Annotated in this window: 20 protein-coding genes; 12 read left to right on the top strand and 8 right to left on the bottom strand. The window is 47.0% G+C overall.

What is annotated here, in order from left to right; genetic code table 11:
• Positions 1 to 7: 7 nt before the first annotated feature.
• Positions 8 to 556, bottom strand: a complete 549-nt coding sequence (locus CBX98_RS17185) for a sugar O-acetyltransferase (protein WP_109169846.1) — start codon at positions 554 to 556, stop codon at positions 8 to 10.
• A 248-nt stretch (positions 557 to 804) separates the two neighbouring features.
• Entirely contained in the window at positions 805 to 1,125 is a 321-nt protein-coding gene (locus CBX98_RS17190; protein WP_005392576.1) for a DUF1840 domain-containing protein, read from the bottom strand.
• A gap of 132 nt (positions 1,126 to 1,257) precedes the next feature.
• Between CBX98_RS17190 and CBX98_RS17195 the strand changes: the two genes are divergently transcribed.
• Complete coding sequence (locus CBX98_RS17195; protein WP_172605981.1) at positions 1,258 to 2,094, top strand: phosphate/phosphite/phosphonate ABC transporter substrate-binding protein; 837 nt, start codon at positions 1,258 to 1,260, stop codon at positions 2,092 to 2,094.
• An 11-nt stretch (positions 2,095 to 2,105) separates the two neighbouring features.
• Positions 2,106 to 4,727 (top strand): ATP-binding protein, encoded by a 2,622-nt coding sequence (locus CBX98_RS17200; RefSeq protein WP_109169848.1) that lies wholly within the window; start codon positions 2,106 to 2,108, stop codon positions 4,725 to 4,727.
• Positions 4,728 to 4,814: 87 nt separating this feature from the next.
• Here CBX98_RS17200 and CBX98_RS17205 read toward each other — a convergent pair whose 3' ends face one another.
• The 6 genes from CBX98_RS17205 to CBX98_RS17230 form a co-directional block, all read right to left on the bottom strand.
• Entirely contained in the window at positions 4,815 to 5,717 is a 903-nt protein-coding gene (locus CBX98_RS17205) for a hydroxymethylglutaryl-CoA lyase (RefSeq protein WP_172605982.1), read from the bottom strand.
• Positions 5,698 to 7,758 (bottom strand): acetyl/propionyl/methylcrotonyl-CoA carboxylase subunit alpha, encoded by a 2,061-nt coding sequence (locus tag CBX98_RS17210; RefSeq protein ID WP_172605983.1) that lies wholly within the window; start codon positions 7,756 to 7,758, stop codon positions 5,698 to 5,700. Before CBX98_RS17210 ends, CBX98_RS17205 begins: the two co-directional genes overlap by 20 nt.
• Positions 7,751 to 8,533: an enoyl-CoA hydratase-related protein gene (locus CBX98_RS17215; RefSeq protein ID WP_172605984.1), complete on the bottom strand. Its 783-nt coding sequence runs from the start codon at positions 8,531 to 8,533 to the stop codon at positions 7,751 to 7,753. The genes CBX98_RS17210 and CBX98_RS17215 overlap by 8 nt, the downstream gene beginning before the upstream one ends.
• Before the next feature lie 107 nt (positions 8,534 to 8,640).
• Positions 8,641 to 10,248, bottom strand: a complete 1,608-nt coding sequence (locus CBX98_RS17220) for a carboxyl transferase domain-containing protein (protein WP_109169852.1) — start codon at positions 10,246 to 10,248, stop codon at positions 8,641 to 8,643.
• A 114-nt stretch (positions 10,249 to 10,362) separates the two neighbouring features.
• Positions 10,363 to 11,532, bottom strand: coding sequence for an isovaleryl-CoA dehydrogenase (locus CBX98_RS17225; protein ID WP_109169853.1), 1,170 nt, complete (start codon positions 11,530 to 11,532; stop codon positions 10,363 to 10,365).
• Positions 11,533 to 11,577: 45 nt separating this feature from the next.
• On the bottom strand, positions 11,578 to 11,964 hold the full coding sequence (locus CBX98_RS17230) for a MerR family DNA-binding transcriptional regulator (protein ID WP_005373242.1): 387 nt from the start codon (positions 11,962 to 11,964) through the stop codon (positions 11,578 to 11,580).
• Positions 11,965 to 12,173: 209 nt separating this feature from the next.
• On the opposite strand from CBX98_RS17230, the gene CBX98_RS17235 reads away from it, so the two are divergent.
• The 10 genes from CBX98_RS17235 to betB all read left to right on the top strand — a co-directional run bounded on the left by CBX98_RS17235 (position 12,174) and on the right by betB (position 24,898).
• The gene (locus tag CBX98_RS17235; RefSeq protein WP_109169854.1) at positions 12,174 to 13,352 is read left to right on the top strand and encodes a thiolase family protein; all 1,179 of its coding nucleotides are present in this window, start codon (positions 12,174 to 12,176) and stop codon (positions 13,350 to 13,352) included.
• A 70-nt stretch (positions 13,353 to 13,422) separates the two neighbouring features.
• A complete protein-coding gene (locus tag CBX98_RS17240; protein WP_109169855.1) occupies positions 13,423 to 14,916 on the top strand; it encodes a CoA-acylating methylmalonate-semialdehyde dehydrogenase in 1,494 nt (497 codons plus the stop codon).
• 95 nt (positions 14,917 to 15,011) lie between these two features.
• Positions 15,012 to 16,166 (top strand): acyl-CoA dehydrogenase family protein, encoded by a 1,155-nt coding sequence (locus CBX98_RS17245; RefSeq protein ID WP_109169856.1) that lies wholly within the window; start codon positions 15,012 to 15,014, stop codon positions 16,164 to 16,166.
• A gap of 49 nt (positions 16,167 to 16,215) precedes the next feature.
• Positions 16,216 to 16,992 (top strand): enoyl-CoA hydratase, encoded by a 777-nt coding sequence (locus tag CBX98_RS17250; RefSeq protein ID WP_109169857.1) that lies wholly within the window; start codon positions 16,216 to 16,218, stop codon positions 16,990 to 16,992.
• 10 nt (positions 16,993 to 17,002) lie between these two features.
• A complete protein-coding gene (locus CBX98_RS17255) occupies positions 17,003 to 18,133 on the top strand; it encodes an enoyl-CoA hydratase/isomerase family protein (protein ID WP_109169858.1) in 1,131 nt (376 codons plus the stop codon).
• Between the two features lie 18 nt (positions 18,134 to 18,151).
• Positions 18,152 to 19,048 (top strand): 3-hydroxyisobutyrate dehydrogenase, encoded by an 897-nt coding sequence (mmsB, locus tag CBX98_RS17260; protein WP_109169859.1) that lies wholly within the window; start codon positions 18,152 to 18,154, stop codon positions 19,046 to 19,048.
• A gap of 9 nt (positions 19,049 to 19,057) precedes the next feature.
• Positions 19,058 to 19,816, top strand: coding sequence for an SDR family oxidoreductase (locus CBX98_RS17265; RefSeq protein ID WP_104972454.1), 759 nt, complete (start codon positions 19,058 to 19,060; stop codon positions 19,814 to 19,816).
• 429 nt (positions 19,817 to 20,245) lie between these two features.
• A complete protein-coding gene (locus tag CBX98_RS17270) occupies positions 20,246 to 22,294 on the top strand; it encodes a tetratricopeptide repeat-containing diguanylate cyclase (protein ID WP_109169860.1) in 2,049 nt (682 codons plus the stop codon).
• A 525-nt stretch (positions 22,295 to 22,819) separates the two neighbouring features.
• Positions 22,820 to 23,419, top strand: coding sequence for a transcriptional regulator BetI (gene betI, locus CBX98_RS17275; RefSeq protein ID WP_109169861.1), 600 nt, complete (start codon positions 22,820 to 22,822; stop codon positions 23,417 to 23,419).
• A gap of 18 nt (positions 23,420 to 23,437) precedes the next feature.
• Positions 23,438 to 24,898, top strand: coding sequence for a betaine-aldehyde dehydrogenase (betB, locus tag CBX98_RS17280; RefSeq protein WP_109169862.1), 1,461 nt, complete (start codon positions 23,438 to 23,440; stop codon positions 24,896 to 24,898).
• Positions 24,899 to 24,900 lie beyond the last annotated feature (2 nt).

Genomic DNA, 24,900 nt, shown 5'->3' on the forward strand with positions numbered 1-24,900 from the left:
ACTTTCTTCAGTTTTTTGGTTTAATGGAGCGCGCCGGATTTCCGGCAACTCGATCGCCCGGCGCAACGTCTTTGGTTATGACAGAGCCAGCGCCGACGACGGCCTCATCGCCAATGCTCACGCCTGGCAGTATGATTGCGCCCCCACCAATCCAAACGTTATTGCCAATTTTTACCGGTTTGGCGATCTCATCTCCGGCTAAGCGTCTTTGTGTATCCAGTGAATGAGCGGCTGTGTAAATTTGCACTCTAGGCCCAATCATGACGTTCGCGCCAATCTCAACCTGCCCATTGTCCAGAATAATGACATCCCAGTTGATGTAGGTGTTTTCCCCGATGGACAAGTGACAACCGTAGGTAAGTTGAAGCGGTGGCTCCATACAGGCGCTGTTTTCTAATTGGACGCCCATTTCCGCCAATAGTTGCCTACGGATACCTGGGTTTGGCTCGTGGTTAAATTGGAAGACAAGCTGCGCAGTTTTGGCGCGCATTAGCTTTAGTTCTTCATCCAGGCAATTATAAGTTTCTCCAGAGCGCATCCGAGTCAGTTCTGACATAACAATCATTCCATTAATGGTTTGCAGTTGAGGCCACAATGATAAGTGAGTGTTTCAGTCAATAGGAGATTTTTATTATGAAATCAGATGTTTATCACTGATTTATATTCAATAGGTTAGTTTTGAGTAAGCACTCGTTAAGAGTCATTCAAATAGAGAAGTGAAGTGAATTGGGTAAGTTCCTTTTAGCAGGGGAGGAAAGTATAGATTGGATGTTGCTTTCCTCTCCACAGCTTGATTTGGAGCATTTATTGGCTGTCCCACATCACTTCACACTCTTCTTTAATAGCCGATTTTAAAAGCTCAATAAGTGGAAATGCTCTGCGTCCTAAACTGACCGTTTGTTCCTCTTGCTCCTCATCTTCTTCCATTGCTTGACTGTTGTTCTTCTCTATCGCTTCTTGTGCTGCGAGAGCGGAGGTCAATCTAGATAGAGCATCAGGGATGTCTTGAGCGGAAATTGACCCTGGTACTGAGCCACTATGCCCCATCATTTTGATCATCTTTATCGCAATATCGCCAAACATAGTGACGTTCGAGTGGCTATGGCAACGAAATGTAATAAGCATTTACCTGCTCCTGTTTTAGGTGTTCATTTGAGTATAAATGGTATCTGAGACACGAGGCAATTTAATCCGATAATTCGCAATCTTTCAGATAGCTATCTATCTTTAACGAAAGACAAACATAAGGAGATGATTTTGTTGAACTCCCAATTAAAGACGTTGATTTGGCGGCTTCACAAGCGAATATTTACGTTGCTTACGGTGTTATGCATATGGTCACCTTCTGTCGTTGCTCAACCTTCCATTGTTTTTGGTGTCGTACCGCAACAGTCGGCGACCAAACTAGTGCAACAATGGCAGCCATTACTGCAACGCTGGGGAGATCTTGCTGGCGTTGAGATTAAGTTTGCCACGGCACGTGATATTCCCACATTCGAAGCTCGCTTGATGGCTGGAGCCTACGACATTGCATACATGAACCCATATCACTTTACGTTGGTGAATCAAAACCCAGGTTATACGGCGTTAGCAAGAGCGAAAAATAAGCGGATCACAGGCATTATTGTAGCAAGGCGAGGGAAGTCGGTTTCCCTTGATGAGCTGCAAGAAAAGACCATCGCTTTTCCTGCTCCACGAGCATTTGCTGCTTCTATCATCACACAATCAGAGTTGGCGCAGAAAGGCATCAAGTTTACGCCTAAATACGTCGGTTCGCACGACTCAGTCTATTTGGGGGTACTTAAAGGTTTGTACATTGCTGGTGGTGGCGTGAAGCGTACCTTTGAGAGCTTACCGAGTGAAATAAAAGACCAACTTAGCATCATTTATACAACTGCTGGTTATACGCCTCATGCTATTGCGGTTTCAAATAATGTCGATGAAGAGATTACTCTTGCCTTACGAAAGGCAATTTCGCAACTTAATGATGATCCAAAAGCACAGGAGAGTTTTACTTTACTCAACATTGACGGGTTACAGCTTGCACAAGACCAAGATTGGCAAGATGTTGTTCAATTGGGAATCTCAAGATAAATGGTTGCCCTATGACGCTGCGTTCGAAAACGATACTTGGCATTGCTCTTATTGAGGCCCTTGCGCTCGGTGTACTCATCATTAGTGGGCTTAATTGGTTGGAAAGTTCCAACGAGACTAGCCTCGAGGTTGGGAGCCAACACTTGGTGAGTGTATTTGCTCAGGCGTCGAGAGATGCGGTGATTGCGACGGACTTAGCCTATCTAGACAGTTTTGCTCGCTCTGTCGTGAGTGAGCGCGAGCTGGCTTATATTCGTATTGTTAACCAAGATGGCGTCGAGCTGACGCTACAGGGGGATTACAGCGGTGTTGATACTGGTGTGAGACCGTTTGATGTGACCGATGGAGTTTACGATGTTGCGCAAGAGATTACTCTTGGAGAGCAGACTTTCGGTAAGGTTGAAATGGGTGTGAATGTTGAACATGTACATCAAGTTCTTTCATTTGCGACTCAAGCAAGTTTGGTTATCGCCTTTATTGAAATGTCGCTGGTGGCCATGTTTTCGTATGCTCTCGGTAGCTATTTGATGAAGCGGCTCGAGCTTCTTCGTACTGGGGTAATCAAGGTTTCACAGCAAGGTCCGGGTTCGCAAATTTCGATTTCAGGCAATGACGAAGTTACACGTGTTGGCGAAGCGTTTAACCAAATGTCACGCTCTTTAGCGCAAGCGCAAACTAAACTTCAGCAAGAGCATCAAACCCAGCAACAGTTATCGGCCAAAATATCGCAGCTTGCTGAGGTTGCTGAACATGCGCGTGATACCATCATCATTACTCACCCTGACGGCACTATTGCATGGGTAAACCCTGCGTTTGAACAGCTAACCGAATATACGTTGGAAGAAGTTATTGGCAAATCGCCGGGCGAGTTACTCCAAGGGCCAGACACAGACCCAAATACGGTAGCATTGCTCTCAAAAAGTGTCCGTAATCACTCTCCTATTAGGGTTGAAATACTCAACTATACCAAGTCGAAGCACCCATATTGGGTCGAGTTGGAGCTCTCTCCTGTGTTTGATGAAGATGGCGGGCTGTTACGTTTTATTGCGGTAGAGCGTGACATCACCGACAGGCGCAGGATGGAGAGGCGTCTGTCGTCTGCTTTAGATAAATCGAAAAAGGCGATGCAAGCCAAATCGGAATTTTTGGCGAACATGAGCCATGAGATTCGCACCCCAATGAACGCGATCATGGGGATCAGCGAGATATTGCTTGAGAACGAAAACCGTCGAGAGCCAAGGGAGTTATTACTCTTGCTGCACAAATCTGCCAACAACCTTGTGACCATCATTAATGACATCCTCGACTACAGCAAAGTAGAAGCAGGCAAGTTGACGTTAGTTGAAGAGGAGTTTGACTTGCGTTCACTCGTCGAGAGCTGCACCGCTTTGTGTGCCTATCAGGCGGATAAAAAGAACCTCAAGTTGTTGGTTGATATGCCATTGGCCATGAATACGGTCGTGGTCGGTGATAAAGGTCGGATTAATCAAATCTTGCTTAACTTGATCGGTAATGCGGTGAAATTCACGGATGAAGGCCATGTGCTACTCAAAGTCAGAGAAAGTGAGCACGGTTTTGATTTTTCCGTGAGTGATACGGGCATTGGTATTCCCGAAGATCGATTGGCTCATATTATGGATAAGTTTGAGCAGGTCGATACCTCCGCGACAAGACGCCATGAAGGTACAGGCTTGGGGTTGGCAATCTCAAAGCGTTTGATCAGCATGTACAACGGCGAGCTTTGTGTGCATTCGGATTTTGGCAAAGGGTCGTGTTTTAGCTTTAGTTTGCAGTTGCCTAAGCAAAGTCAGTTTCTTGCCGATCCGATAGAGCTGAGTGCAAATCGACTATTGTTGATTGATGATTATCAACCGCGCGTGCAACACTTGATACATTTAGCTCAAGAGATTGGCATTGAAGTTACTCATGCCAACGATTGGTCAACTGCGCAGTCTTTGGGTAAAAAATTGGATGGTTTTGATCGTATCCTCGCGAGTGTAAACAATGCTCAAGATAGAGATGCGCTCTATGAGCTTGATGCGACAGAATCCGCCGCCAAACGGGTACTGTTCCTTGCACCTTGCGTGATGGAGGAAGGGCAGGCATGGTCGTGCGAGCGGGATCGTTTATTGCCGCAACCGGTCACGCAGCATAAACTGCAAGCTCTGTTTTCTACTAAGACACAAAAGCGTCGAGAACTTTCCTCAGATGAGAACCCTGACTTTTCTAGCCTGCACCTATTAGTCGCAGAAGACAGCCATATCAATCGAATATTGATTGAAAAAATGTTGCAAGACACAGGTGTTAAACTGACGTTGGCGGAAGATGGTGTTGAAGCCGTTGAACTTTATAAACAGATTTCTCCGGACTTGGTGATTACCGATATTTCTATGCCAAACAAAGATGGTTTTGGCGTGACAAAAGACATTCGTGAGTTACAGGAAAGTGGTGCGTTTCCTTGGTGTCCAATCGTCGCGTTTTCTGCACATGCGATGCAAGAGCAGCAACAAAAAAGTATCGCATTAGGTATGGATGATTACCTGACAAAACCAGTTCAGAAAAGTGATTTGCTTAATATGATCGCGAAGTGGGGGTGCCACACCCTTGCAGAGGAAAAGCACGCTTCTGTTTAGTGTTTCGGTTAGATTAAATCGGCTCAAAGAAAACGAGCATGTTATTAAACATGCTCGTTTGTAGTTGTTTATCGCGGGTTGAGCAATTTACAAGCTGTTTGGGTCACCCAAAGCGAGTGCTACTTTGGAAGACGGACGTTTACCTAATGCATGGCAAATTTGCCAACCCGCTTCATTGATGATGTTGAGATCAATCCCCGTTTCAATCCCAAGTTGCTCACAAAGATAAAGCACATCTTCCGTTGCAACATTGCCACTGGCACCTTTGGCGTAAGGGCAGCCGCCCAAACCAGCAACCGCACTATCAATGGTGTTGATGCCCATTAACAAGGCTTGGTAAATATTGGCCAAAGCTTGTCCATAGGTGTCATGAAAATGTACCGCGAGCGCGTCTTTTGGCAGTTGCGTTAACAGCGAATCCAGCATGGTGATAACGCGATTAGGCGTTGCTTTACCGACAGTATCGCCCAGAGATATTTCATAGCATCCCATATCAAACAGCGCATTCGCGACCTTGGTAGCTTGCTCTGGTTTTATTTCTCCCTCGTAGGGACAAACCATAGTGCAAGACAAGTACCCGCGCACAGGAATGTTGTGCTGGTTCGCCAATTCGATAACGGGCTCAAAACGAGAGAGGCTTTCGGCAATGCTGCAGTTAATGTTCTTTTGGCTAAACGCTTCAGAAGCGGAGCCAAAGACTGCAATTTGCTTTACACCACTTTCCAGCGCACGTTCTAACCCTGCTAGGTTGGGAGTAAGCGCGCTGTAAACAACATCTGGCTTTTGCGTGATACCAGCAAACACCTGAGCAGAGTCGGCCATTTGTGGCACCCATTTAGGTGAGACGAAAGAACCCGCTTCAATATGTTTTAAACCACTGTTGCTTAGCTGATTGATAAAACGGATTTTATCGACCAGCGTCACTGCCGTTTCATTTTGTAAGCCATCGCGAGCACCGACTTCGACGATATTAACCTTCGCTGGTAGCATATTCGCGCTCCTTATCGGCACAACCACTTTCTGGCGTAGAAGCCAAATGCAGCAGGATGGAACCGTGTTGTACTTGGTCTCCGTGCTGATAAAACACTTCATCAACGGTTGCTGCTACCGGAGCGGTAATGGTGTATTCCATCTTCATCGCTTCGAGCACTAACAACGGATCACCAGCCGCTACTTTGTCTCCCTTATTTACCATGACCGCCGATATCACACCGTTCAGTGGCGCGGTTGGGCTAAGTTCATCGTCTTGACCTTTTGCGGATTCAAAACTTGGTTGATGAGCGAAAGTGCGTTGCTGACCAAGATAAAACAGCGTTGTCTTTTGTTCGTCGCTAAGCGCATTAAAGGTGTAACGCTCATTATCAATATCGACGATAAACTGGTTGCCACTTTCAAGCAGGATGACCTGATGCAACTCCTCGCCGCATCGGACATTGAGGTGATTAAGATGCTGAAATCCTGTATCTTGCGATGAGTGTTGCAAACGTACCTGATGGTTGGCATTGGCATCCGTGAAGTTAAATCGATAAACGTTGTCAACCGACAGTCTAAAACCTTGTTTGGTTGGCGCGGGTAACGTTGAGCTGTCTGATTTTGAAATGAGATCATTCCAGCGAGCGACCGCTGCCAACGCTAGCCAGATAGAATCTGACACATTTTGCTGCGCGCTAATGCCTTGCTGATGTTTAACCAGGAAGTCGGTATCAAGTTCGATATTGGCAAAGGCTGGCTGCGAAATAATGCTGTGCAGATAACCAATGTTTGTCGTTACTCCACGTACGTGATATTGAGTTAACGCCTGTTTAAGCTGTTTTAGCGCGATATCACGTGTTTGGCCCCAGACGATCAGTTTGCTGATCATCGGATCGTAGTATTCGCTGATGGTATCGCCTTGAGCAACACCACTATCAACACGTACACAAGCTAGGTGCACATCCTTGTCTGATAATGGTTCTTTTAAGTAATCAATGCGGCCCGTCGACGGCATAAAGTCGTTGTCTGCATCTTCGGCGTAAATTCGTAGCTCGATTGAATGACCGTTGTGGGTGATTTCAGATTGCGAGATCGGTAAATGCTCACCTGCTGCGACTTTTAATTGCCACTCCACCAAATCAACGCCGGTGATCAATTCAGTGACAGGGTGTTCAACTTGCAGACGGGTATTCATCTCCATGAAGTAGAACTCACCGCGGCTATCGAGCAAAAACTCAACCGTGCCAGCGCCAACATAGTCGATCGCTTGAGCGGCCTGAACCGCGGCTTTACCCATTTGTTTACGCAGTTCATCACTAAGACCGGGAGCTGGCGCTTCTTCGACTACTTTTTGATGACGACGCTGAATGGAACAATCACGATCAGAAAGATAGACACAGTTGCCATGCTGGTCAGCAAATACCTGAACTTCCACGTGGCGAGGCTGCAATATGCATTTTTCGATTAGAAGCTGCTTATCGCCAAAGCTTGAAAGTGCTTCACGCTGCGCACCGTCGATGGCCAAGAGCATTTCGGCTGCGCTATTGACCACTCGCATGCCTTTACCGCCGCCCCCTTGGGTTGCTTTAAGCATCACTGGATAACCGATTTTCTCTGCTTCAGCCAATAAGTGCTCAACGCTGTTGTCTGTGCCGTGATAGCCGGGAACCAAGGGCACGTTCGCCTCAGACATGATGGCTTTGGCTTGCGACTTCGAACCCATTGCTTCAATTGCGCTGGTGGAAGGGCCAATAAAAACAATGCCATTTTCGCTGCACGCTTTGGCTAGTTTTGGGTTCTCGGAAAGAAAACCATACCCGGGGTGGATAGCATCGGCTTGCCATTTTTTTGCAGTGCCGATAATCGCATCGATATCAAGATACGATTCACTCGCCGGAGCCGGCCCAATAAACTCGGCAAAATCCGCCTGTTTTACATGTAAGCTGCTGCGATCCGCTTCGGAATAAACAGCAACCGTTTCGATAGCCATGTGTTTTGCGGTTTTAATGATTCGGCAGGCAATTTCACCGCGGTTTGCGATCAGTATTCTTTTAAACATGATTCCTCCAATTGGCGGCGCGCTTTTCAAAAAATGCACTTAGTCCTTCTTGTCCTTCGCTGGACACGCGGGCGGTTGCAATGGCTTGGCTGGTGTATTCAATTAATGAGTGGTCGATAGGTTGGTTATCACAACGCAAACAAAGTGCTTTCGCCGCCTGCATGGCTTGTGGGCCATTATTAAGCAGGTGTTCAACCATACGATTGACCGCCTCTTTTGGCTGGGGATCGATTTGATGAACAATGTTCATCGAAAGCGCAGTCTCGGCATCAATCAGTTCCGCGGTTAAAAAGTAGCGTCGGCTTTGTCGTTGTCCAATCGCTCGAATCACATAGGGGCCGATGGTCGCGGGCAATAAGCCGAGTTTCACTTCACTCAAACAGAAGCGGCTTTCAGGCGTACCGATGGCGATATCACAGCAGCAGATAAGCCCGAGTGCGCCGCCAAATACTGCGCCATGTACCATGGCAATGGTTGGCTTGCTAAAGGTATCCAGTTTATGCAGGAGCATCGCCAATTGCTGTGCATCTTGAAGGTTTTCACTCTCGGTTTTGGTGGCCATTGACTGCATCCAGCCAAGATCCGCACCCGCAGAAAAGTGTTTTCCCTGTGCAGTTAACACCAGTGCACGGAGAGAATCTTCCTTTTCGAGTTGTTCTAGTGTCTCAATCAGTGAGGCAATCAATTCGTCATTAAACGCGTTGTGTTTTTCTGGTCGATTCAGGCTCAACCAGGCAACGCCATTGCTGTCTTTTTCAAGCAGTAGTCCGGTCATGTGACTTCCTTTGTCTGACATTTCAGTCTGATATTCCAATACTCGCTAACCAGTACTCGGATAAACATCGGTGGATAGCGAGGAGTTAAGGCTTGCCTTGCATCTGACTACATACGGAAGATGCCAAATTTGCTGTCTGGTATCGGCGCATTAAGCGCAGCAGACAGAGCAATACCCACAACATCACGGGTTTTTGCAGGATCAATAATGCCGTCGTCCCACAGGCGAGCACTGGCGTAATACGCATGGCTTTGAGTCTGATATTGCTCCGCAATTGGACGTTTGAACGCTTCTTCTTCCTCCTCGCTCCAGCTTTCGCCTTTGCGAGTTTTGATATCGCGGGTCACTTGCGCCATCACGCCAGCCGCTTGCTCTCCACCCATTACGGAAATACGTGCGTTTGGCCACATCCACATCATGGTTGGATCATAAGCGCGGCCACACATGCCGTAGTTTCCTGCGCCATACGATCCACCAATAACCACGGTAAACTTCGGCACGTCTGCACACGCAACAGCAGTTACCATTTTCGCGCCATGTTTAGCGATGCCTTCGGCTTCGTACTTTTGGCCGACCATAAAGCCAGTGATGTTCTGCAAGAAAAGCAGAGGAATTTTACGCTGTGCGCACAGCTCAATAAAATGCGCACCTTTCTGCGCCGATTCCGAAAATAGAATACCGTTGTTAGCGACAATGCCAATCGGCATTCCGTGAATATGAGCAAAGCCACAGACCAAGGTTTCACCGAACAAGGCTTTAAATTCATCAAATTGTGAATCATCAACAATTCGGGCAATGACCTCTTTGACATCAAACGGCTTTTTAAGATCGGTTCCGACGATGCCGTACAGCTCTTGCGCAGTAAAGCGTGGTTCCTGTGGTGCTTTTTGCTTGAGTTGAACGGGTTTCAAGTGGTTGATTTGAGAGACAGCTTGTCTTGTCAGTTCTAACGCGTGGTGATCATTTTCAGCATAGTAATCGGCTACGCCAGACGTACGGCAGTGAACGTCTGCGCCACCAAGATCTTCCGCGCTGACTTCTTCGCCTGTTGCTGCTTTTACCAGAGGAGGGCCAGCTAAGAAGATCGTACCTTGTTCTTTGACGATGATGGAAACGTCACACATGGCAGGAACGTAAGCACCGCCAGCGGTACATAGCCCCATGACCACCGCAATTTGCGGAATACCCTTGGCTGACATTCGAGCTTGGTTATAGAAAATACGGCCAAAATGGTCTTTGTCTGGAAATACTTCATCTTGGCGGGGTAGGTTAGCGCCGCCAGAGTCGACTAAGTAAACACACGGCAGTTGGCATTTTTCTGCAATTTCCTGTGCTCTTAAGTGCTTTTTTACGGTAAGTGGGTAGTAACTGCCGCCTTTTACCGTCACGTCGTTGGCTACGATCATGCACTCGGTGCCATCAATTACACCCACACCCGCGACCACACCAGCACATGGAACGTAATCAGGATACACATCCCAGCCAGCAAACTGACCAATTTCTAGAAAGGACGAACCAGGGTCGAGTAGGGCAAGAATGCGCTCACGTACCGGAAGTTTGCCTTTCTTCTGCTGATGTTCTCTAGCTTTCTCACCGCCACCATCTTCTATTTGGGCAGTCACGGTATAAAGTTGATCTACAAGCGACGCCATAGAGCGGTAGTTTTCCTGATACTGCTCTGAATGGGTATTAATTTTGGTCGTCAAACAAGCCATAAATAGCCGATCTCCATTCGGTAGACGGGTGACACCACCCGTCTTTATCTATGTTGAATAAGATTTAGGTTGAATAAGGAAGTTATTTAGAGTCAGAGCGCCTAGGTATGATGATTAGGCGCTTTCGTTAAACAATTCGCGACCAATAAGCATGCGGCGAATTTCTGAAGTGCCCGCACCAATTTCATACAGCTTGGCATCACGCAACAAACGACCAGTATCAAACTCGTTGATGTAGCCGTTACCGCCAAGTAGTTGAATCGCATCCAGTGCCATCTTGGTTGCCAGCTCTGCGCTGTAGAGGATCGCGCCAGCAGAATCTTTACGGGTGGTTTCACCGCGATCACAAGCGGCAGCGACGGCGTAAACATACGCTTTAGCGGCATTCATTTGTGTGTACATATCCGCAATTTTTGCTTGAACTAGCTGGAATTCACCGATGGATTTGCCAAACTGTTTACGGTCGTGAATGTAAGGCACAACGATATCCATACACGCCTGCATAATGCCAAGCGGGCCACCGGCAAGCACCACGCGTTCGTAGTCCAAACCTTTCATCAACACTTTCACGCCTTGGTTTTCTTTGCCGAGAATATTGTCCGCAGGGACTTCGCAGTTTTGGAAGACCAGCTCACACGTATTCGAGCCGCGCATGCCCAACTTGTCGAGTTTTTGTGCTTGAGTAAATCCAGGGAATCCGCGTTCTACGATAAAGGCCGTGATGCCTTTGGAGTGCTGGCTTGGGTCGGTTTTGGCGTAGACAACATAGGTGTGCGCATCTGGGCCGTTGGTGATCCACATTTTGTTGCCGTTTAGCAGGAATATATCGCCTTTACGTTCCGCTTTAAGCTGCATAGAGACCACATCTGAGCCTGCACCGGGTTCACTCATGGCAAGGGCACCGATATGTTCACCGGAGATGAGTTTTGGTAGGTATTTTTCTTTTTGTGCTTGTGTGCCGTTGCGGTGGATTTGGTTGACACAAAGATTGGAGTGAGCGCCGTAACTTAACGCAACCGAAGCGGATGCTCGACTGATTTCTTCCATAGCGATAACGTGGGCGAGATAACCCATGTTCGCACCACCAAACTCTTCGCTGGTGGTCACACCTAAAAGACCCATGTCACCCAGTTTGGACCAAAGATGGTTTGGAAAGTCGTTAGATTGGTCGATAGATTGCGCTAGCGGCGCAATTTCTCTTGCAGCAAAACTATTGATTTGCTCGCGAAGCAAATCGGTATTTTCGTCATAAACAAAGTTCAGGGAAGAGTAGGTAGATTTCATTGCGTGTCCTTGCCTTTACGTCACCTACATCCCAGAGTTGAGGTGTTAGGTGACTTTTTCGCCTTTCATGGATCTCAGTGTGTTTTGGCATCGCAACTGCGCAGCATTTAACTCCATCATTACCGCTTGAATGTCGTTTGCTTGCTGTTGCAATGCTGCCTTCTTCTCTTCGATCAACCGAATCATATAGTTCAACTGCTCAGTACTTTGATCGGTATCGTAGAGTTCAAATAACTCTTTGATATCTGCAAGAGAAAAGCCCAATCGCTTACCTCGCAAAATCAGTTTTAGTCGAATTCGATCGCGACCATTGTAGATTCGTGTGTTGCCTTTACGTTCCGGAGTTAGGAGACCTAAATCTTCGTAGAAGCGAATACTTCGGGTAGTAATGTCGAACTCTTTCGCGAGCTCGCTGATCTTAAATGTGTTCATTCCTTAACCTTACGACTTTCGTATAACATTCATACGAATATACAATTCGTTAACGTTAAAGTAAATAAACAACATCCACTCTTGAGCCTTGATATCACTCGCATTTACTCGAAATAAAAGAATCACTCGAACAAACAATAACCGCAAACTTGACGTTAACGTAAATGTTAGTATAGTTATGACGTAAACGTCAACAAAAGGTTAATGGAATGAAAAATGAAACATGGATTGTTGCCGCCAAGCGAACGCCTATCGGCTCTTTTCAAGGTGCATTAGCTTCAACAGATGTCACGGAACTCGGTGCGAAGGCCATCCAAGGGGCACTAGCCGAAAGCCAACTCGATGTGCAAAAAATAGACGAAGTGTTAATGGGATGCGTTTTACCTGCTGGCGTGGGGCAAGCGCCAGCAAGACAAGCAAGTCTTAAAGCAGAAATGCCACAATCGATCGGTTGTACGACACTGAATAAAGTCTGTGGTTCGGGTATGAAAACCGTCATGCTGGCACATGATCTTATTCAATCTGGTAACGCGCACGCGGTTATCGCTGGCGGTATGGAAAACATGTCCTCTTCTCCTTATCTACTTAAGAAAGCGCGTGATGGTTTCCGCTTAGGCCATGAGCAAGTGCTTGATCATATGTTTTATGACGGTTTGCAGGATGCCTACCAAGGCGAATTGATGGGTGTCTTTGCCGAACAAACCGCGCAAAAGTATCAGTTCAGCCGTGAAAGTATGGATATCTGGGCGCAGCAGTCGGTGACTCGTGCGCAGCAAGCGATTGAGCAAGGTTTGTTCAAAGAAGAGATCGTGCCTGTTAACGTAAAAAGTCGACGCGACGAAACCTTGGTGGTAGACGATGAGCAACCGAGCAAACTCGACGTCAATAAAATTCCCACCTTACGACCTGCGTTTGCCAAAGATGGCGGCGTAACGGCAGCAAATTCCAGTTCTATTTCTGATGGTGCATCGGCAATGGTATTGGTTGATAGTGAATTTGGCCGTCAGGAAAACCTTCAACCTCTAGCCAAAATTGTCGCGTACAGCACGCATGCAAGACAGCCTGATGAGTTCACCATCGCACCCGTATTCGCGATTGAAACGCTGCTGGAAAAAACGGGCTGGGACAAATCAGACGTGGACCTTTGGGAAATCAATGAAGCCTTTTCCGTTGTCGCTCAATACGCGGTGAAAGCACTCGAATTGGACGAGAGCAAAGTGAACCCTCGCGGCGGCGCTTGTGCGCTGGGGCATCCAATAGGCGCAAGTGGCAATCGAATCCTTGTCACTTTGATTCATGCGCTAAAACAAACTGGTGGTAAACGTGGCGTTGCATCGCTTTGTATTGGTGGCGGCGAGGCTACCGCCATCGCGATTGAAATCTGCTAATTCATTCTCAACAAAGTTTCACTTACATAACAGTAGTCAGTAACAAGCTGAAAAATACAAGGATGTCATCATGACAGAACAAGTAAAGCAGTATATCGGTGGTGAATTCGCCATCTCCGACTCAAAACAATGGCTAGATGTAACCAACCCGGCAACCAACGAAGTGATTGCGCAAGTGCCTTGTGCCACCGAATCGGAAATGAATGCGGCGATCGCCTGCGCAACAGAGACGTTTAGGCGTTGGAAAGAAGTTGCCGCTCCGGAGCGTGCGAGATTGATGCTGCGCTACCAACACTTGCTAAAAGAGCAACACGATGATTTGGCGATACTGCTTTCAAGTGAGACAGGCAAAACTCTTGCGGATGCAAAGGGTGACATTTGGCGCGGGATTGAAGTCGTAGAACAAGCGGCGAACATTTGTAGCTCAATGATGGGCGAAACGGTTGAGAATGTCGCGACCAATATTGATGGTTACTCTTACATTCAACCGCTCGGTGTTTGTGCTGGCTTCACTCCGTTTAACTTTCCTGCGATGATTCCATTGTGGATGTTCCCAATGGCGATCGCTTGCGGCAACACCTTTATTTTGAAGCCGTCGGAACAAGTTCCGCTGACTGCAATGAAATTGGCGGAGCTGTTTGAACAGGCTGGCGCACCAAAAGGCGTGTTGCAAATTGTCCACGGCACCAAAGAGCAAGTCGACCGTATTCTGACTGATCCAGTCGTTCGTGCGATCTCTTTTGTCGGCTCAGTGCCAGTTGGTGAGTACATCTACAAAACGGGTACGGACAACCTAAAGCGCGTGCAGTCATTTGCGGGTGCGAAGAACCACATGGTCATCATGCCAGATGCAAACAAACAGCAAGTCATCAATAACCTAGTTGGCGCGTCAGTCGGTGCCGCAGGCCAACGCTGTATGGCGATTTCGGTGGCGGTATTTGTCGGCGAAACCAAAGAATGGATTCCAGAGCTTAAAGAGGCGTTAGCTCAGGTTCAACCTGGCGCGTGGGACGATGAAACCGCAGGTTATGGCCCACTGATTAGCCCTCAAGCGAAGCAGCGAGTGGTGAATCTGATTAATGAAGGCAAAGCGTCAGGCGCGAATTGTGTTCTGGACGGGACAGATTGCCAAGTACCTGGCTTCCCGAACGGTAACTGGGTGGGGCCAACACTGTTTACCAACGTGACCACAGACATGTCGATTTATCAGGAAGAAATTTTCGGGCCTGTACTGTTAACTATGGAAGTGGATGACCTAGATGAAGCGATTGAACTGATCAATGCAAACCGCTTTGGTAATGGTACGTCTATTTTCACGGCGAACGGCGCTGCCGCGAGAAAGTATCAACACAATATCGAAGTAGGTAACGTAGGCATCAACGTGCCGATTCCGGTGCCATTGCCGTTCTTCTCATTTACGGGGTGGAAAGGCAGCTTCTACGGCGACCTGCATGCTTACGGTAAACAAGCGGTTCGCTTCTACACCGAGACGAAAACTGTCACTGCGCGTTGGTTTGAAGATGACATTCCAAGCGGTCCAAACATGACCATTCAATTGAGCTAGTCACAGAAGTAGCGACACCTCTAGTCAAGCCCTTCATCCTTTTAGAGGGCTTGGCTCGGATATAAATGCAACGAATTAGACCTTAGGACTTCAAGATGGATTTTGAATTAAACGAAGATCAACTCGCGTTTGCCGAAGTAGCAAAGCAGTTTGCAGACCAAATGTTAGCGCCTCATGCGGCTGAGTGGGATGAAAACCATCATTTCCCTAAAGACGTACTGCGTCAAGCAGGTGAACTTGGTTTTCTGAGTATCTATACGCCGCCAGAGCATGGTGGTTTGGGATTGTCTCGTTTGGATGCGGCGATCATTTTCGAGCAGTTGGCTATGGGTTGTACCGCGACTACTGCGTTTATGACCATTCACAACATGGCGACGTGGATGATCACCAGCTTTGCGAAAGCCGAAGTGGCGCAGCAATTTAGCGCGGATCTAATTTCGGGTGAAAAGCTCGCTTCCTACTGTTTAACCGAACCTAATGCCGGCTCTGACGCCGCTTCTCTAACTACTAGCGCAGTGCGTGATGGTGATGAGTTTGTCTTGAATGGCGCAAAAGTGTTTATCTCGGGCGCGGGTGATACAGATGTTCTCGTCGTGATGGCGCGTTCGTGTGGTGAAGGAGCGGGTGGCGTTTCTGCATTCGTTGTTCCTGCTGATTGCGAAGGCATTAGCTACGGTAAAAAAGAAGCCAAAATGGGTTGGAACTGCCAGCCAACTCGCATGATTACCTTCGAAAATGTCCGCATTCCGGCTGACTATCTGTTGGGTGAAGAGGGAGAAGGCTTTAAGTTCGCCATGCTTGGCCTTGATGGTGGTCGAATCAATATCGCTACTTGTTCCGTCGGTACTGCGCAACAAGCACTGAACGAAGCAAAGCAATACATGAACGAACGCAAACAGTTCGGCCGTTCACTGGCGCAATTTCAAGCGTTGCAGTTCAAGCTTGCTGATATGGCGACTGAGCTGGTCGCTGCGCGTCAAATGGTGCGACTCGCCGCCGCCAAACTGGACGCGAAACACGCAGAAAAAAGCGCCTACTGCGCAATGGCGAAACGCTTTGCAACGGATGTGGGTTTTAAGGTGTGTGATCAGGCGCTGCAAATCCATGGCGGCTATGGCTACATCAAAGAATATCCTGTTGAGCGCCATTTCCGAGACGTTCGTGTTCACCAAATTCTTGAAGGCACCAACGAAATCATGCGTCTGATCGTCGCAAGACGATTACTAACGGAAGGCGTTGAACTGCTCTAGAAAGCGAGACACAGCCTTACCTAAAGAAATTAAAAAGGACTGAAAGATTATGACGGCACAAATCAAATTGGAGCGCGAAGCGCATATCGCCAAACTCACGATTAGTAATCCGCCAGCGAACACTTGGACGCTTGAATCCCTAAATCAGCTCAAAGAGTTGGCGACTGAACTCAGTAATGATCGCTCTATTTATGCGTTGGTACTGACGGGCGAAGGCGAGAAATTCTTTTCTGCTGGAGCGGATCTCAACAACTTTGCATCGGGTGATAAATCACAAGCAGCAGATATGGCGTTGGCATTTGGTGAAACGTTTGAAGCGCTGTCTGCATTCGATGGGGTTTCTATCGCAGCGATTAATGGCTATGCGATGGGTGGCGGTCTGGAAGTGGCGATGGCGTGTGACATTCGTATCGTAGAAGAACAAGTACAAATGGCACTTCCGGAAGCATCGGTCGGCTTGTTGCCTTGCGCAGGTGGGACGCAAAACCTGACCGCGTTGGTAGGTGAAGGTTGGGCGAAGCGTATGATCCTGTGTGGTGAACGTGTAACGGCCGAGCGAGCGGAAAAAATTGGTTTAGTCGAAGAAGTGGTTGCAAAAGGCAAAGCACTGGAAGCGGCTATGGAACTTGCACAGCGCGTCGCAGGTCAATCGCCGAAATCCGTGTCTGCATGCAAAACGCTTATTCAAGGTCGACGCAGCCAAACTCACGCGGCCGGATTGGTCTTGGAGCGTGAACTGTTCTTACAGCTGTTTAATACACAAGATCAGACTGAGGGTGTGAACGCCTTCTTGCAAAAGCGTAAGCCACAATGGACAAACAGCTAGTGGAGGCCAAATGACAGGTACAGTAAATGTTTCAAAACTGGAGTGCGCGGATGGCTCTGTTATTGGTGTGCTGGAGCTTGATAATCCAGCCGCCCTCAACGCGCTGAGTTACGTGATGATTGAGCAGTTGTACAAACAGCTTAATGAATGGCAAATGGACGACAGTATCGTCGCGGTCTTTTTGCATGCCAAGGGTGAAAAAGCGTTTTGTGCTGGCGGCGATATTCAAGCGATCTACCGTGCACTTGAAAACAAAGAGCAAGATTTTGATTCTGCGTTTTCAGCCATGGAGACCTTCTTTGACCTCGAATATCGCTGTGATCATCTTATTCACACTTATCCAAAACCGATCATCGCGTGGGGGCATGGTTATCTGATGGGCGGCGGTGTGGGCTTATTTATGGGCGCAAGTCATCGCGTAGCAGAAACCACCACACGCTTTGCGATGCCAGAGATTAAAATCGGCCTTTACCCAGACGTAGGCGCGACGTACTTCCTAAATCAGTTACCAAAACATTTGGCACTTTTCTTAAGTTTGACGGCTTGCCAAATTAACGCGACAGACATGAAAGCGTTGGGATTAAGCCAATGGATTGCAAAGCCAGAAAGCAAACAAGCACTGTTGGATCTGCTTACATCCATAAGTTGGAAAGGTGAAGCGAACATCAACGAAAAAATCGCCAATACGCTGCGTTCGGTACAAGTGGACGAGCCAAGCGAAGGGATGTTGATGCCATATGCGGGATTGATTGAGCAGCTTTGTTCGGGGGATTTAGATTCGATTGTTCGCGCAATCAGCAGTGCTGACGTTGATAACAAGTGGCTCGTCAATGCGCAAAAAGCATTGAACTATGGCAGTCCGTTGTCGATCAATATTACCTATCAGCAGTTAACGCAGTATCAAAACCTCTCTTTGAAAGCGTGTTTTGATATGGAATTTAACCTAACACTACGTTGTGGTTTAGAAGGTGATTTTAGAGAAGGGGTTCGCGCGTTGATTATTGATAAAACCAATCAACCGACTTGGCAATATCGCACGGTTTCTGACGTAACGCCACAAGTTTTGGAACGCTTCTTCGCGCCAATTGATTCAGCAGAATACCCACTGACCGCATCCTCGGTTGCCACTGTGGCACTTTAGACAAGGAAGAAATACGACATGGATAAAATTGCATTTATTGGCCTTGGCAACATGGGTGCGCCTATGGCTAAGAACCTACTCACAGCGGGCTTGAACGTCGAAGTGTTTGATTTGAATCCAAACGCTGTGGCAGAACTTACCGCGCTTGGTGCGTCGAGTGCAGATTCGGTAAAACAAGCCGTTCAAGGTGCGAGCGTGGTGGTCACCATGCTACCTGCTAGCCAACACGTTCAAAGTGTTTATCTTGGTCAAGGCGGGATCTTAGATAGCGTAGATTCTGGAACGCTGCTAATCGACTCTTCGACCATCGATCCAGCGACCGCTCGTTTGGTTGGCGAAAAGGCGCTGCATCTTGGCATCAGCTTTGTTGATGCACCGGTATCTGGTGGCGTTGCGGGCGCAGCGGCAGGTACGTTGACTTTCATTGTTGGCGGCTCACAAGAGAACTTTGTTCAAGCCAAGGTGGTGCTTAGCCACATGGGCAAAAACATTTTCCATGCAGGTGATGCCGGAGCCGGTCAGGTGGCGAAGATCTGCAATAACATGATGTTGGGCATTTTGATGAGCGGCACTTGTGAAGCACTCAATTTAGGCATGGAAAACGGACTTGATCCCAAAGTGTTGTCAGACATCATGCTGCAAAGTTCAGGCCGTAACTGGGCGCTAGAGCTTTACAACCCGTGCCCGGGTGTGATGGAAAATACGCCTGCAAGCAACGGTTATCAGGGCGGCTTTATGAGCCAGTTAATGGCGAAAGATCTCGGTCTTGCGATGGAAGCGGCGGTTGCCAGTCAAACATCAACGCCAATGGGCAGCTTAGCTCGTAACCTGTTTAATTTTCACAACGGTCAGGGCAACGGACAAAAAGATTTTTCAAGCTTGTTTGAGTTCTACCAAAAGCAAAATCAGGCCTAAGGAGTGCTTATGGATCTAGCAAATAAGGTTATTGCGATCACGGGGGCCGGGCAGGGGCTTGGTAAACAAATGGCGCTGTCGCTAGCGGAAAGCGGTGTTCACCTTGCGCTTATCGACCTCAATTCAGACCAACTGGCTGAAACGAAAGCGGAGTGTGAATCTTTCGGCGTCACCACTCGTTTTTATGTAGCGAACGTGACGGAAGAACAAGAAGTGTGCGCTGCTTTTGAGCAAATTGAAGCGGATTTCAAACAGCTCAATGGCGTGATCAATAACGCAGGCGTTATGCGCGATGGCATGTTCATCAAAGTTAAAGATGGTCAGGTTAATGCGATGTCGCTGGAACAATTTCAGTCTGTTATGGATGTGAATGTGACAGGTACTTTTCTGTGTGGCCGCGAAGCGAGCAAGGTAATGCTGAACACCGATAGCAAAGGCGTTCTGATCAACATATCTAGCGTCGCGCGTGCGGGGAATATTGGTCAAACTAACTATTCTGCATCCAAGGCGGCGGTAGCCACCATGGCGACGGTGTGGGCGAAAGAGTTAGGGCGTTTCGGAATTCGCTCAGTAGCGATTGCTCCGGGTGTCATCAAGACTGCCATGACGGACCAAATAAAACCTGAAGCGATGGAGCGTTTAGTGAAAATGATTCCTGTGGGACGCTTAGGGCTTGCGGACGAAATTTCATCGACCATCAAATATGTGTTAACCAACGAGTTCGTGACTGGAAGAGTATTCGAAGTCGATGGCGGAATGCGAATGTAGCCCCTCCTCATATTAAAAAGGGGAGCGAGCTTGATTGTCCGCTTCCTTCCTCCTTTCTTATATTGTTTCTATCGATAATTATTAATGGATGTTTTAGTAACGGCTGCTGTACCGATTACATTTACAACTCTTTTGTATTTTTGGTGTGAATAAGTGCTCTCGTGTTAATTTTTATGTAAATGCATTAATTCACAATCAAGACAATTTTTTGTCTCATCGATGAGATTTTGCTTCTTGGGGTATGAAAAATACTCTTATTGATTATATTGTGACCGAAAACCATTTCGACATCTAAAGATGGTGATTTATTATTCAGCGCAAAATACATGGGAATATGAGGCTGGCTGAATAACCTTCAGCTACCTTAATAATAAAATAACCAGAATTCTCTATTACACTGAAGTAACTACCCATTAGGGAAGAGCAATAATGTCACTATTTCATTCGCTTAGGACGATGCCACTACTATTGGGGTGTCTGTGTCTTTCTATTCAGGCATCCGCAGAAAAGGTTGAACAAGAAGGTAAGTTTTTACAGTCGCTAGAAGGCATTGAAAATCAAATTTACGCATTACCTCAGAGCTCTTTAGCTTTGATTGAGGCGTTAGAAGAAGACTCTCTACTACAAAATCAACCAACAGAGCTACTGGTACGTTATTGGCTTGCAAAGTCCACGGTTCTAGAGCTACTTGGGCGCGCGGAAGAGAGCCAAAACGTCGCACAAAAAGGGTTGGAACTTGTGCGTCCACAAAGCCATGAGTATCTCTTGTTTAAGTTGATTCTGATGCGAACTATGGTCGGAAAGAGCGATATCGATACCGCGCTGTCTTCGTTGGATAGCTTGTTGGAAACATCGCGTGAAAATGGCGATAAGCAGCTCGAGTCGGAGATCCTGTTGCTAAAAGGACGTTACTACGATGAGCAGGGCGAGTTTAAAAAATCCTATGCCGCAATTATGTCGTCAATGGATGCGGCTGAGTCCTCTGGCGTTCAAGGATTGGTCGAACGGGCGGCGCTAGAACTTGGTGACGTACTGGTCAAAATTCAGGGCTATGACCGTTCAGAAGCATTGTTGGAACAAGCGTACCGTTATTTTAGGGATAGACGCATGTCGTTCAATGAGCTGCTGAGCGTCTTAACGATAGCAAAGCTTCATAAGGCACAGTTCCAATACGAAGAGGCGATTGTATCGTATCAGAGAGCGCTAAAGCTCGCGCAAATCATCGGTGACGGGCGCTTTAGGTTTCGAGTTAACCTCGAGCTTGCTGCTTTATACCGTGAGACGAACCAAGAAAATAAGATGGTTCGCCACTTAAAGCTGGCGGAGAACTTACAATATAGAGAAACCTCTAGCGCCTACTTAGCGACATTTAAGCTGTTGCAAGCCGAATATATGCTAGAACAGAAGCAGTTTGAGACACTTCTAGCGATGATCGCGCCTATGTTGCCGGAAATTATCGAGAGCCGATATGTTAAGCAACAGCAAATGGAACTACTCAAAGTGGCTGCCATGGCCTACGCGGGAAGCAATGACTTTAAATTAGCGTATAAAACTTACGGCAACTATCACGATAAATTCATCCAATTTAGCAACCAAAGAGAAGTTGAAAATCTTGAGCGCCAGCAGACGTTATTTGAGTTGGAACGACTTGAATATGAGAACGAAGATCTCAACTGGAACAACGTGTTGCAGCGTATGGAACTGGAAAATAACCGTCGTACCTTTTATCTATTGGGTGAAGCGCTACTAGCACTCATTGGTGTTCTCTTTATGATGGCAGTGGTATTCCTTGTTGTGAATCGATCACGTTTAAGAATGCGCCGCCTAGCAAAGACAGATACGTTGACAGGGTTATTCAATCGCCGTTTTTTAGAAGATTGGTTCACTAAACCCGTAGAGACGAAACGTGAACGCAAAGAAAAGCCGACGCCTCAATCTAAGCAAGAAAAGGTGCAGCATTTTGTGTCTGAGCAAGTCGAGCAAGTTAAGTACGGCTACCTAGCTTTAAACAAATGGGTGGATAGCAAACTCGATAAACAGAAAATGGTGCCAAAGAAGCCGCAGTCGGGGCCGGTAAGTTTAGCGCTAATCGATGTAGATTATTTTAAACAGGTAAATGATACCTATGGACATGTGTTCGGTGATGCCGTACTAACAGGCGTTGCCAAAGTGCTAGAAGAGACGGTGCGTGAAAATGACATTGTTGCACGTTTTGGTGGTGAGGAGTTTGTTGTTGTGATGCCCAATACCGATCATGAAGACTCTCTCATTACCGCTGAACGATTACGTAGCGCTTTATCCTTACATGGGTTCGTCACGGAACAGAATGAAGAAGTGAGAGTGACCTGTAGTTTTGGTGTTGTGACGACTGAAGATAGTGAGATGAATTTTAAATCACTCTGTGATCAGGCAGATAAATTACTTTATCAAGCTAAAGCGGATGGACGTAACTGCGTGAAAGGGCGCAAGCTGACCTAATAAAATCAAGAATGCAGGCTCATCAAACGGTGAGCCTGAACTCATCCTTCCTACTGATTACTTCAAAATCGCTTAAGAGTATCGAATTACATACTCATAGCGTTCAGTATTATCTACTCATTTTATCTCCCACATTTTCAAAGTACTAATGTCACTTGTGTATACGAAGCTATAACACACGAGTGTGTCTATTTTTTATACAAACAAAGCCGATACAGGTGAAATGATTAGTGGTCGATGTAAAATTTTTCTGGTGTGGATTTTTGTGGCACGAAAAACAATTCTCTGAAAGGTGTGTTAAAAATTGACACTTAAATAAGCTATTGGTTTGTTTGTGTTTTTATTTGGATTTTTAAACGCATCTTTGACTTTTACGACAAGTTATCGCATAGAAATTTTGCGTACACCATCAACTTTCCTTCCTTTGTTAATAACCTTTTTCTTAAAAAATGATTTGAGTTCGAACTAATTTTAAGGCATTTTATATTTAACTAACCGTTCAATTAAAAATAACAAGGACGCAAAATGCCAAAGGTGGGGATGCCTGAAATCAGAAAACCACAGCTGGTGAAAGCGACAATGTCAGTGATTGATAGAGTCGGTTTACACGCTGCGAGTATTTCGTTAATCAGCAAAGAAGCCGGAGTATCAACGGGGATTATCAACCACTATTTCGGTGGTAAGCACGGATTGCTGGAGGAAACGATGCGCGAAATCTTGCGTCAGCTTTCGTCCACCATCACGCAGAAGTTACGTGAGCTGCCAAGTGATGCTCATCACCAAAGAATTAATGCCATCATTGACGGTAACTTTGTCGGCTATCAGGCAGAAAACCAAGTTGCTAAGACTTGGCTAGCGTTCTGGTCGTACTCAATGCATGACGAGCAGCTTAAGCGTTTGCAGCGTGTCAATGAACGACGTTTATTGTCCCACCTAAGAAAAGAACTCAAAGCATTATTAAATGCAGAGCAGGCCGAACTGGTTGCTCATGGTATTGCGTCACTTATTGATGGTATTTGGCTGCGCGGAACGCTCAACCCGAAAGGCATTGATGCAGAAAGAGCGAGAATCATCATCAACGACTATCTCGACAAACAACTTACGTTTTATTCTGAAAAAATATAAAAGTCACAGGTCTTCAAAATGGAAATGAAAGCACACTATATCAATGGTGCGATGTACAACGGGTGTTCAGATGAGCACTTCACCACTTACAATCCGGCGAATGGTGAGCCATTGGCCAACATTAAACAAGCGAACCAAGACGATCTCGAAGCGGCGATTGAGTCGGCAAAGAAAGGTTTTGCTGCATGGTCAGCAATGACTGCGATCGAGCGCAGCCGTATTTTACACAAAGCCGTTGCCATTTTACGTGAGCGTAATGACGAGCTGGCTGCATTAGAAGTGGCAGATACTGGTAAGCCAATTCAAGAAGCTATCGCGGTTGATATAACAACAGGTGCCGATGTTCTTGAGTACTATGCGGGTCTTGCTCCAAGCTTGCAAGGTGAACAGCAGCCACTCAGCGAAGACCAGTTTTTCTACACACGTCGCGAGCCATTGGGCATTTGCGCAGGTATTGGCGCTTGGAATTATCCAATCCAAATAGCGATGTGGAAATCGGCGCCAGCACTGGCTGCGGGCAACGCTATGATCTTCAAACCATCAGAAGAAACACCATTAACAGCGCTTAAGCTAGCAGAAATTTATTCAGAAGCGGGCATGCCAGATGGCGTATTTAATGTCGTACAAGGGGATTACCGAGTAGGGCAGATGCTAACGGCGCATCCTGACATCGCAAAAGTATCGTTCACGGGCGAATCAGGCACCGGTAAAGTCGTCATGAGTGACAGCGCTAAGACACTAAAACAAGTAACGATGGAGCTGGGTGGTAAGTCTCCACTGATTATTTTTGATGATGCAAAGTTAAACGATGCCGTTTCTGCGGCCATGGTGGCGAACTTCTACACGCAAGGTGAAGTTTGTACGCACGGTACACGCGTGTTTGTTCATGAAGGTATTTATGATGACTTCATCGCACAACTTAAAGCTCGCACTGAGTTGTTAGTTGTCGGCGATCCGCTTGATGAGAACACGCAAATTGGCGCGCTGATCTCTAAAGATCATGAATCGAAAGTACTAGGAGCGATTGAAGCCGCGAAAGCGAGTGGCGCGACGTTACTGACTGGTGGCAACAAAGTAACAGAGAATGGCTTAGCTAATGGTAACTTTGTTGCTCCAACCGTATTTGTCGATTGCGATGATGACATGAGCCACGTTCAGCAAGAAATCTTTGGCCCGGTAATGTCAGTTCTGAAATTCCGCGATGAGTCGGAAGTGATTGCGCGTGCAAATGGCACAGATTATGGCTTAGCGGCAGGTGTATTTACTCAAAACCTATCTCGTGCGCACCGTGTGATCCATCAAATTCAAGCGGGTATTTGTTGGGTGAACACATGGGGTGACTCACCTGCGGAAATGCCAGTTGGCGGCTACAAGCAATCAGGTGTTGGCCGTGAAAACGGAGTCGAAACCCTTAAGCATTACACACAAACGAAGAGTGTTCTGGTTCAGCTAAGCGACTTCGAAAGCCCTTACAAATGATA

Origin of the sequence: Vibrio sp. T9 (genome assembly GCF_003123985.1) — a bacterium.
Taxonomy (GTDB): Bacteria; Pseudomonadota; Gammaproteobacteria; order Enterobacterales; family Vibrionaceae; genus Vibrio; species Vibrio diabolicus.

Bases quoted from the DNA above. Each gene is read 5' to 3' on its own strand.
- CBX98_RS17265 (WP_104972454.1), top strand. From the start codon at position 19,058: ATGGATCTAGCAAATAAGGTTATTGCGATCACGGGGGCCGGGCAGGGG.
- CBX98_RS17250 (WP_109169857.1), top strand. From the start codon at position 16,216: ATGACGGCACAAATCAAATTGGAGCGCGAAGCGCATATCGCCAAACTC.
- CBX98_RS17205 (WP_172605982.1), bottom strand. From the start codon at position 5,717: ATGCTACCAGCGAAGGTTAATATCGTCGAAGTCGGTGCTCGCGATGGC.
- CBX98_RS17185 (WP_109169846.1), bottom strand. From the start codon at position 556: ATGTCAGAACTGACTCGGATGCGCTCTGGAGAAACTTATAATTGCCTG.
- CBX98_RS17210 (WP_172605983.1), bottom strand. From the start codon at position 7,758: ATGTTTAAAAGAATACTGATCGCAAACCGCGGTGAAATTGCCTGCCGA.
- CBX98_RS17225 (WP_109169853.1), bottom strand. From the start codon at position 11,532: ATGAAATCTACCTACTCTTCCCTGAACTTTGTTTATGACGAAAATACC.
- CBX98_RS17245 (WP_109169856.1), top strand. From the start codon at position 15,012: ATGGATTTTGAATTAAACGAAGATCAACTCGCGTTTGCCGAAGTAGCA.
- CBX98_RS17190 (WP_005392576.1), bottom strand. From the start codon at position 1,125: ATGCTTATTACATTTCGTTGCCATAGCCACTCGAACGTCACTATGTTT.
- CBX98_RS17230 (WP_005373242.1), bottom strand. From the start codon at position 11,964: ATGAACACATTTAAGATCAGCGAGCTCGCGAAAGAGTTCGACATTACT.
- CBX98_RS17240 (WP_109169855.1), top strand. From the start codon at position 13,423: ATGACAGAACAAGTAAAGCAGTATATCGGTGGTGAATTCGCCATCTCC.
- CBX98_RS17200 (WP_109169848.1), top strand. From the start codon at position 2,106: ATGACGCTGCGTTCGAAAACGATACTTGGCATTGCTCTTATTGAGGCC.
- CBX98_RS17220 (WP_109169852.1), bottom strand. From the start codon at position 10,248: ATGGCTTGTTTGACGACCAAAATTAATACCCATTCAGAGCAGTATCAG.
- betI (WP_109169861.1), top strand. From the start codon at position 22,820: ATGCCAAAGGTGGGGATGCCTGAAATCAGAAAACCACAGCTGGTGAAA.
- betB (WP_109169862.1), top strand. From the start codon at position 23,438: ATGGAAATGAAAGCACACTATATCAATGGTGCGATGTACAACGGGTGT.
- CBX98_RS17215 (WP_172605984.1), bottom strand. From the start codon at position 8,533: ATGACCGGACTACTGCTTGAAAAAGACAGCAATGGCGTTGCCTGGTTG.
- mmsB (WP_109169859.1), top strand. From the start codon at position 18,152: ATGGATAAAATTGCATTTATTGGCCTTGGCAACATGGGTGCGCCTATG.
- CBX98_RS17270 (WP_109169860.1), top strand. From the start codon at position 20,246: ATGTCACTATTTCATTCGCTTAGGACGATGCCACTACTATTGGGGTGT.
- CBX98_RS17235 (WP_109169854.1), top strand. From the start codon at position 12,174: ATGAAAAATGAAACATGGATTGTTGCCGCCAAGCGAACGCCTATCGGC.
- CBX98_RS17255 (WP_109169858.1), top strand. From the start codon at position 17,003: ATGACAGGTACAGTAAATGTTTCAAAACTGGAGTGCGCGGATGGCTCT.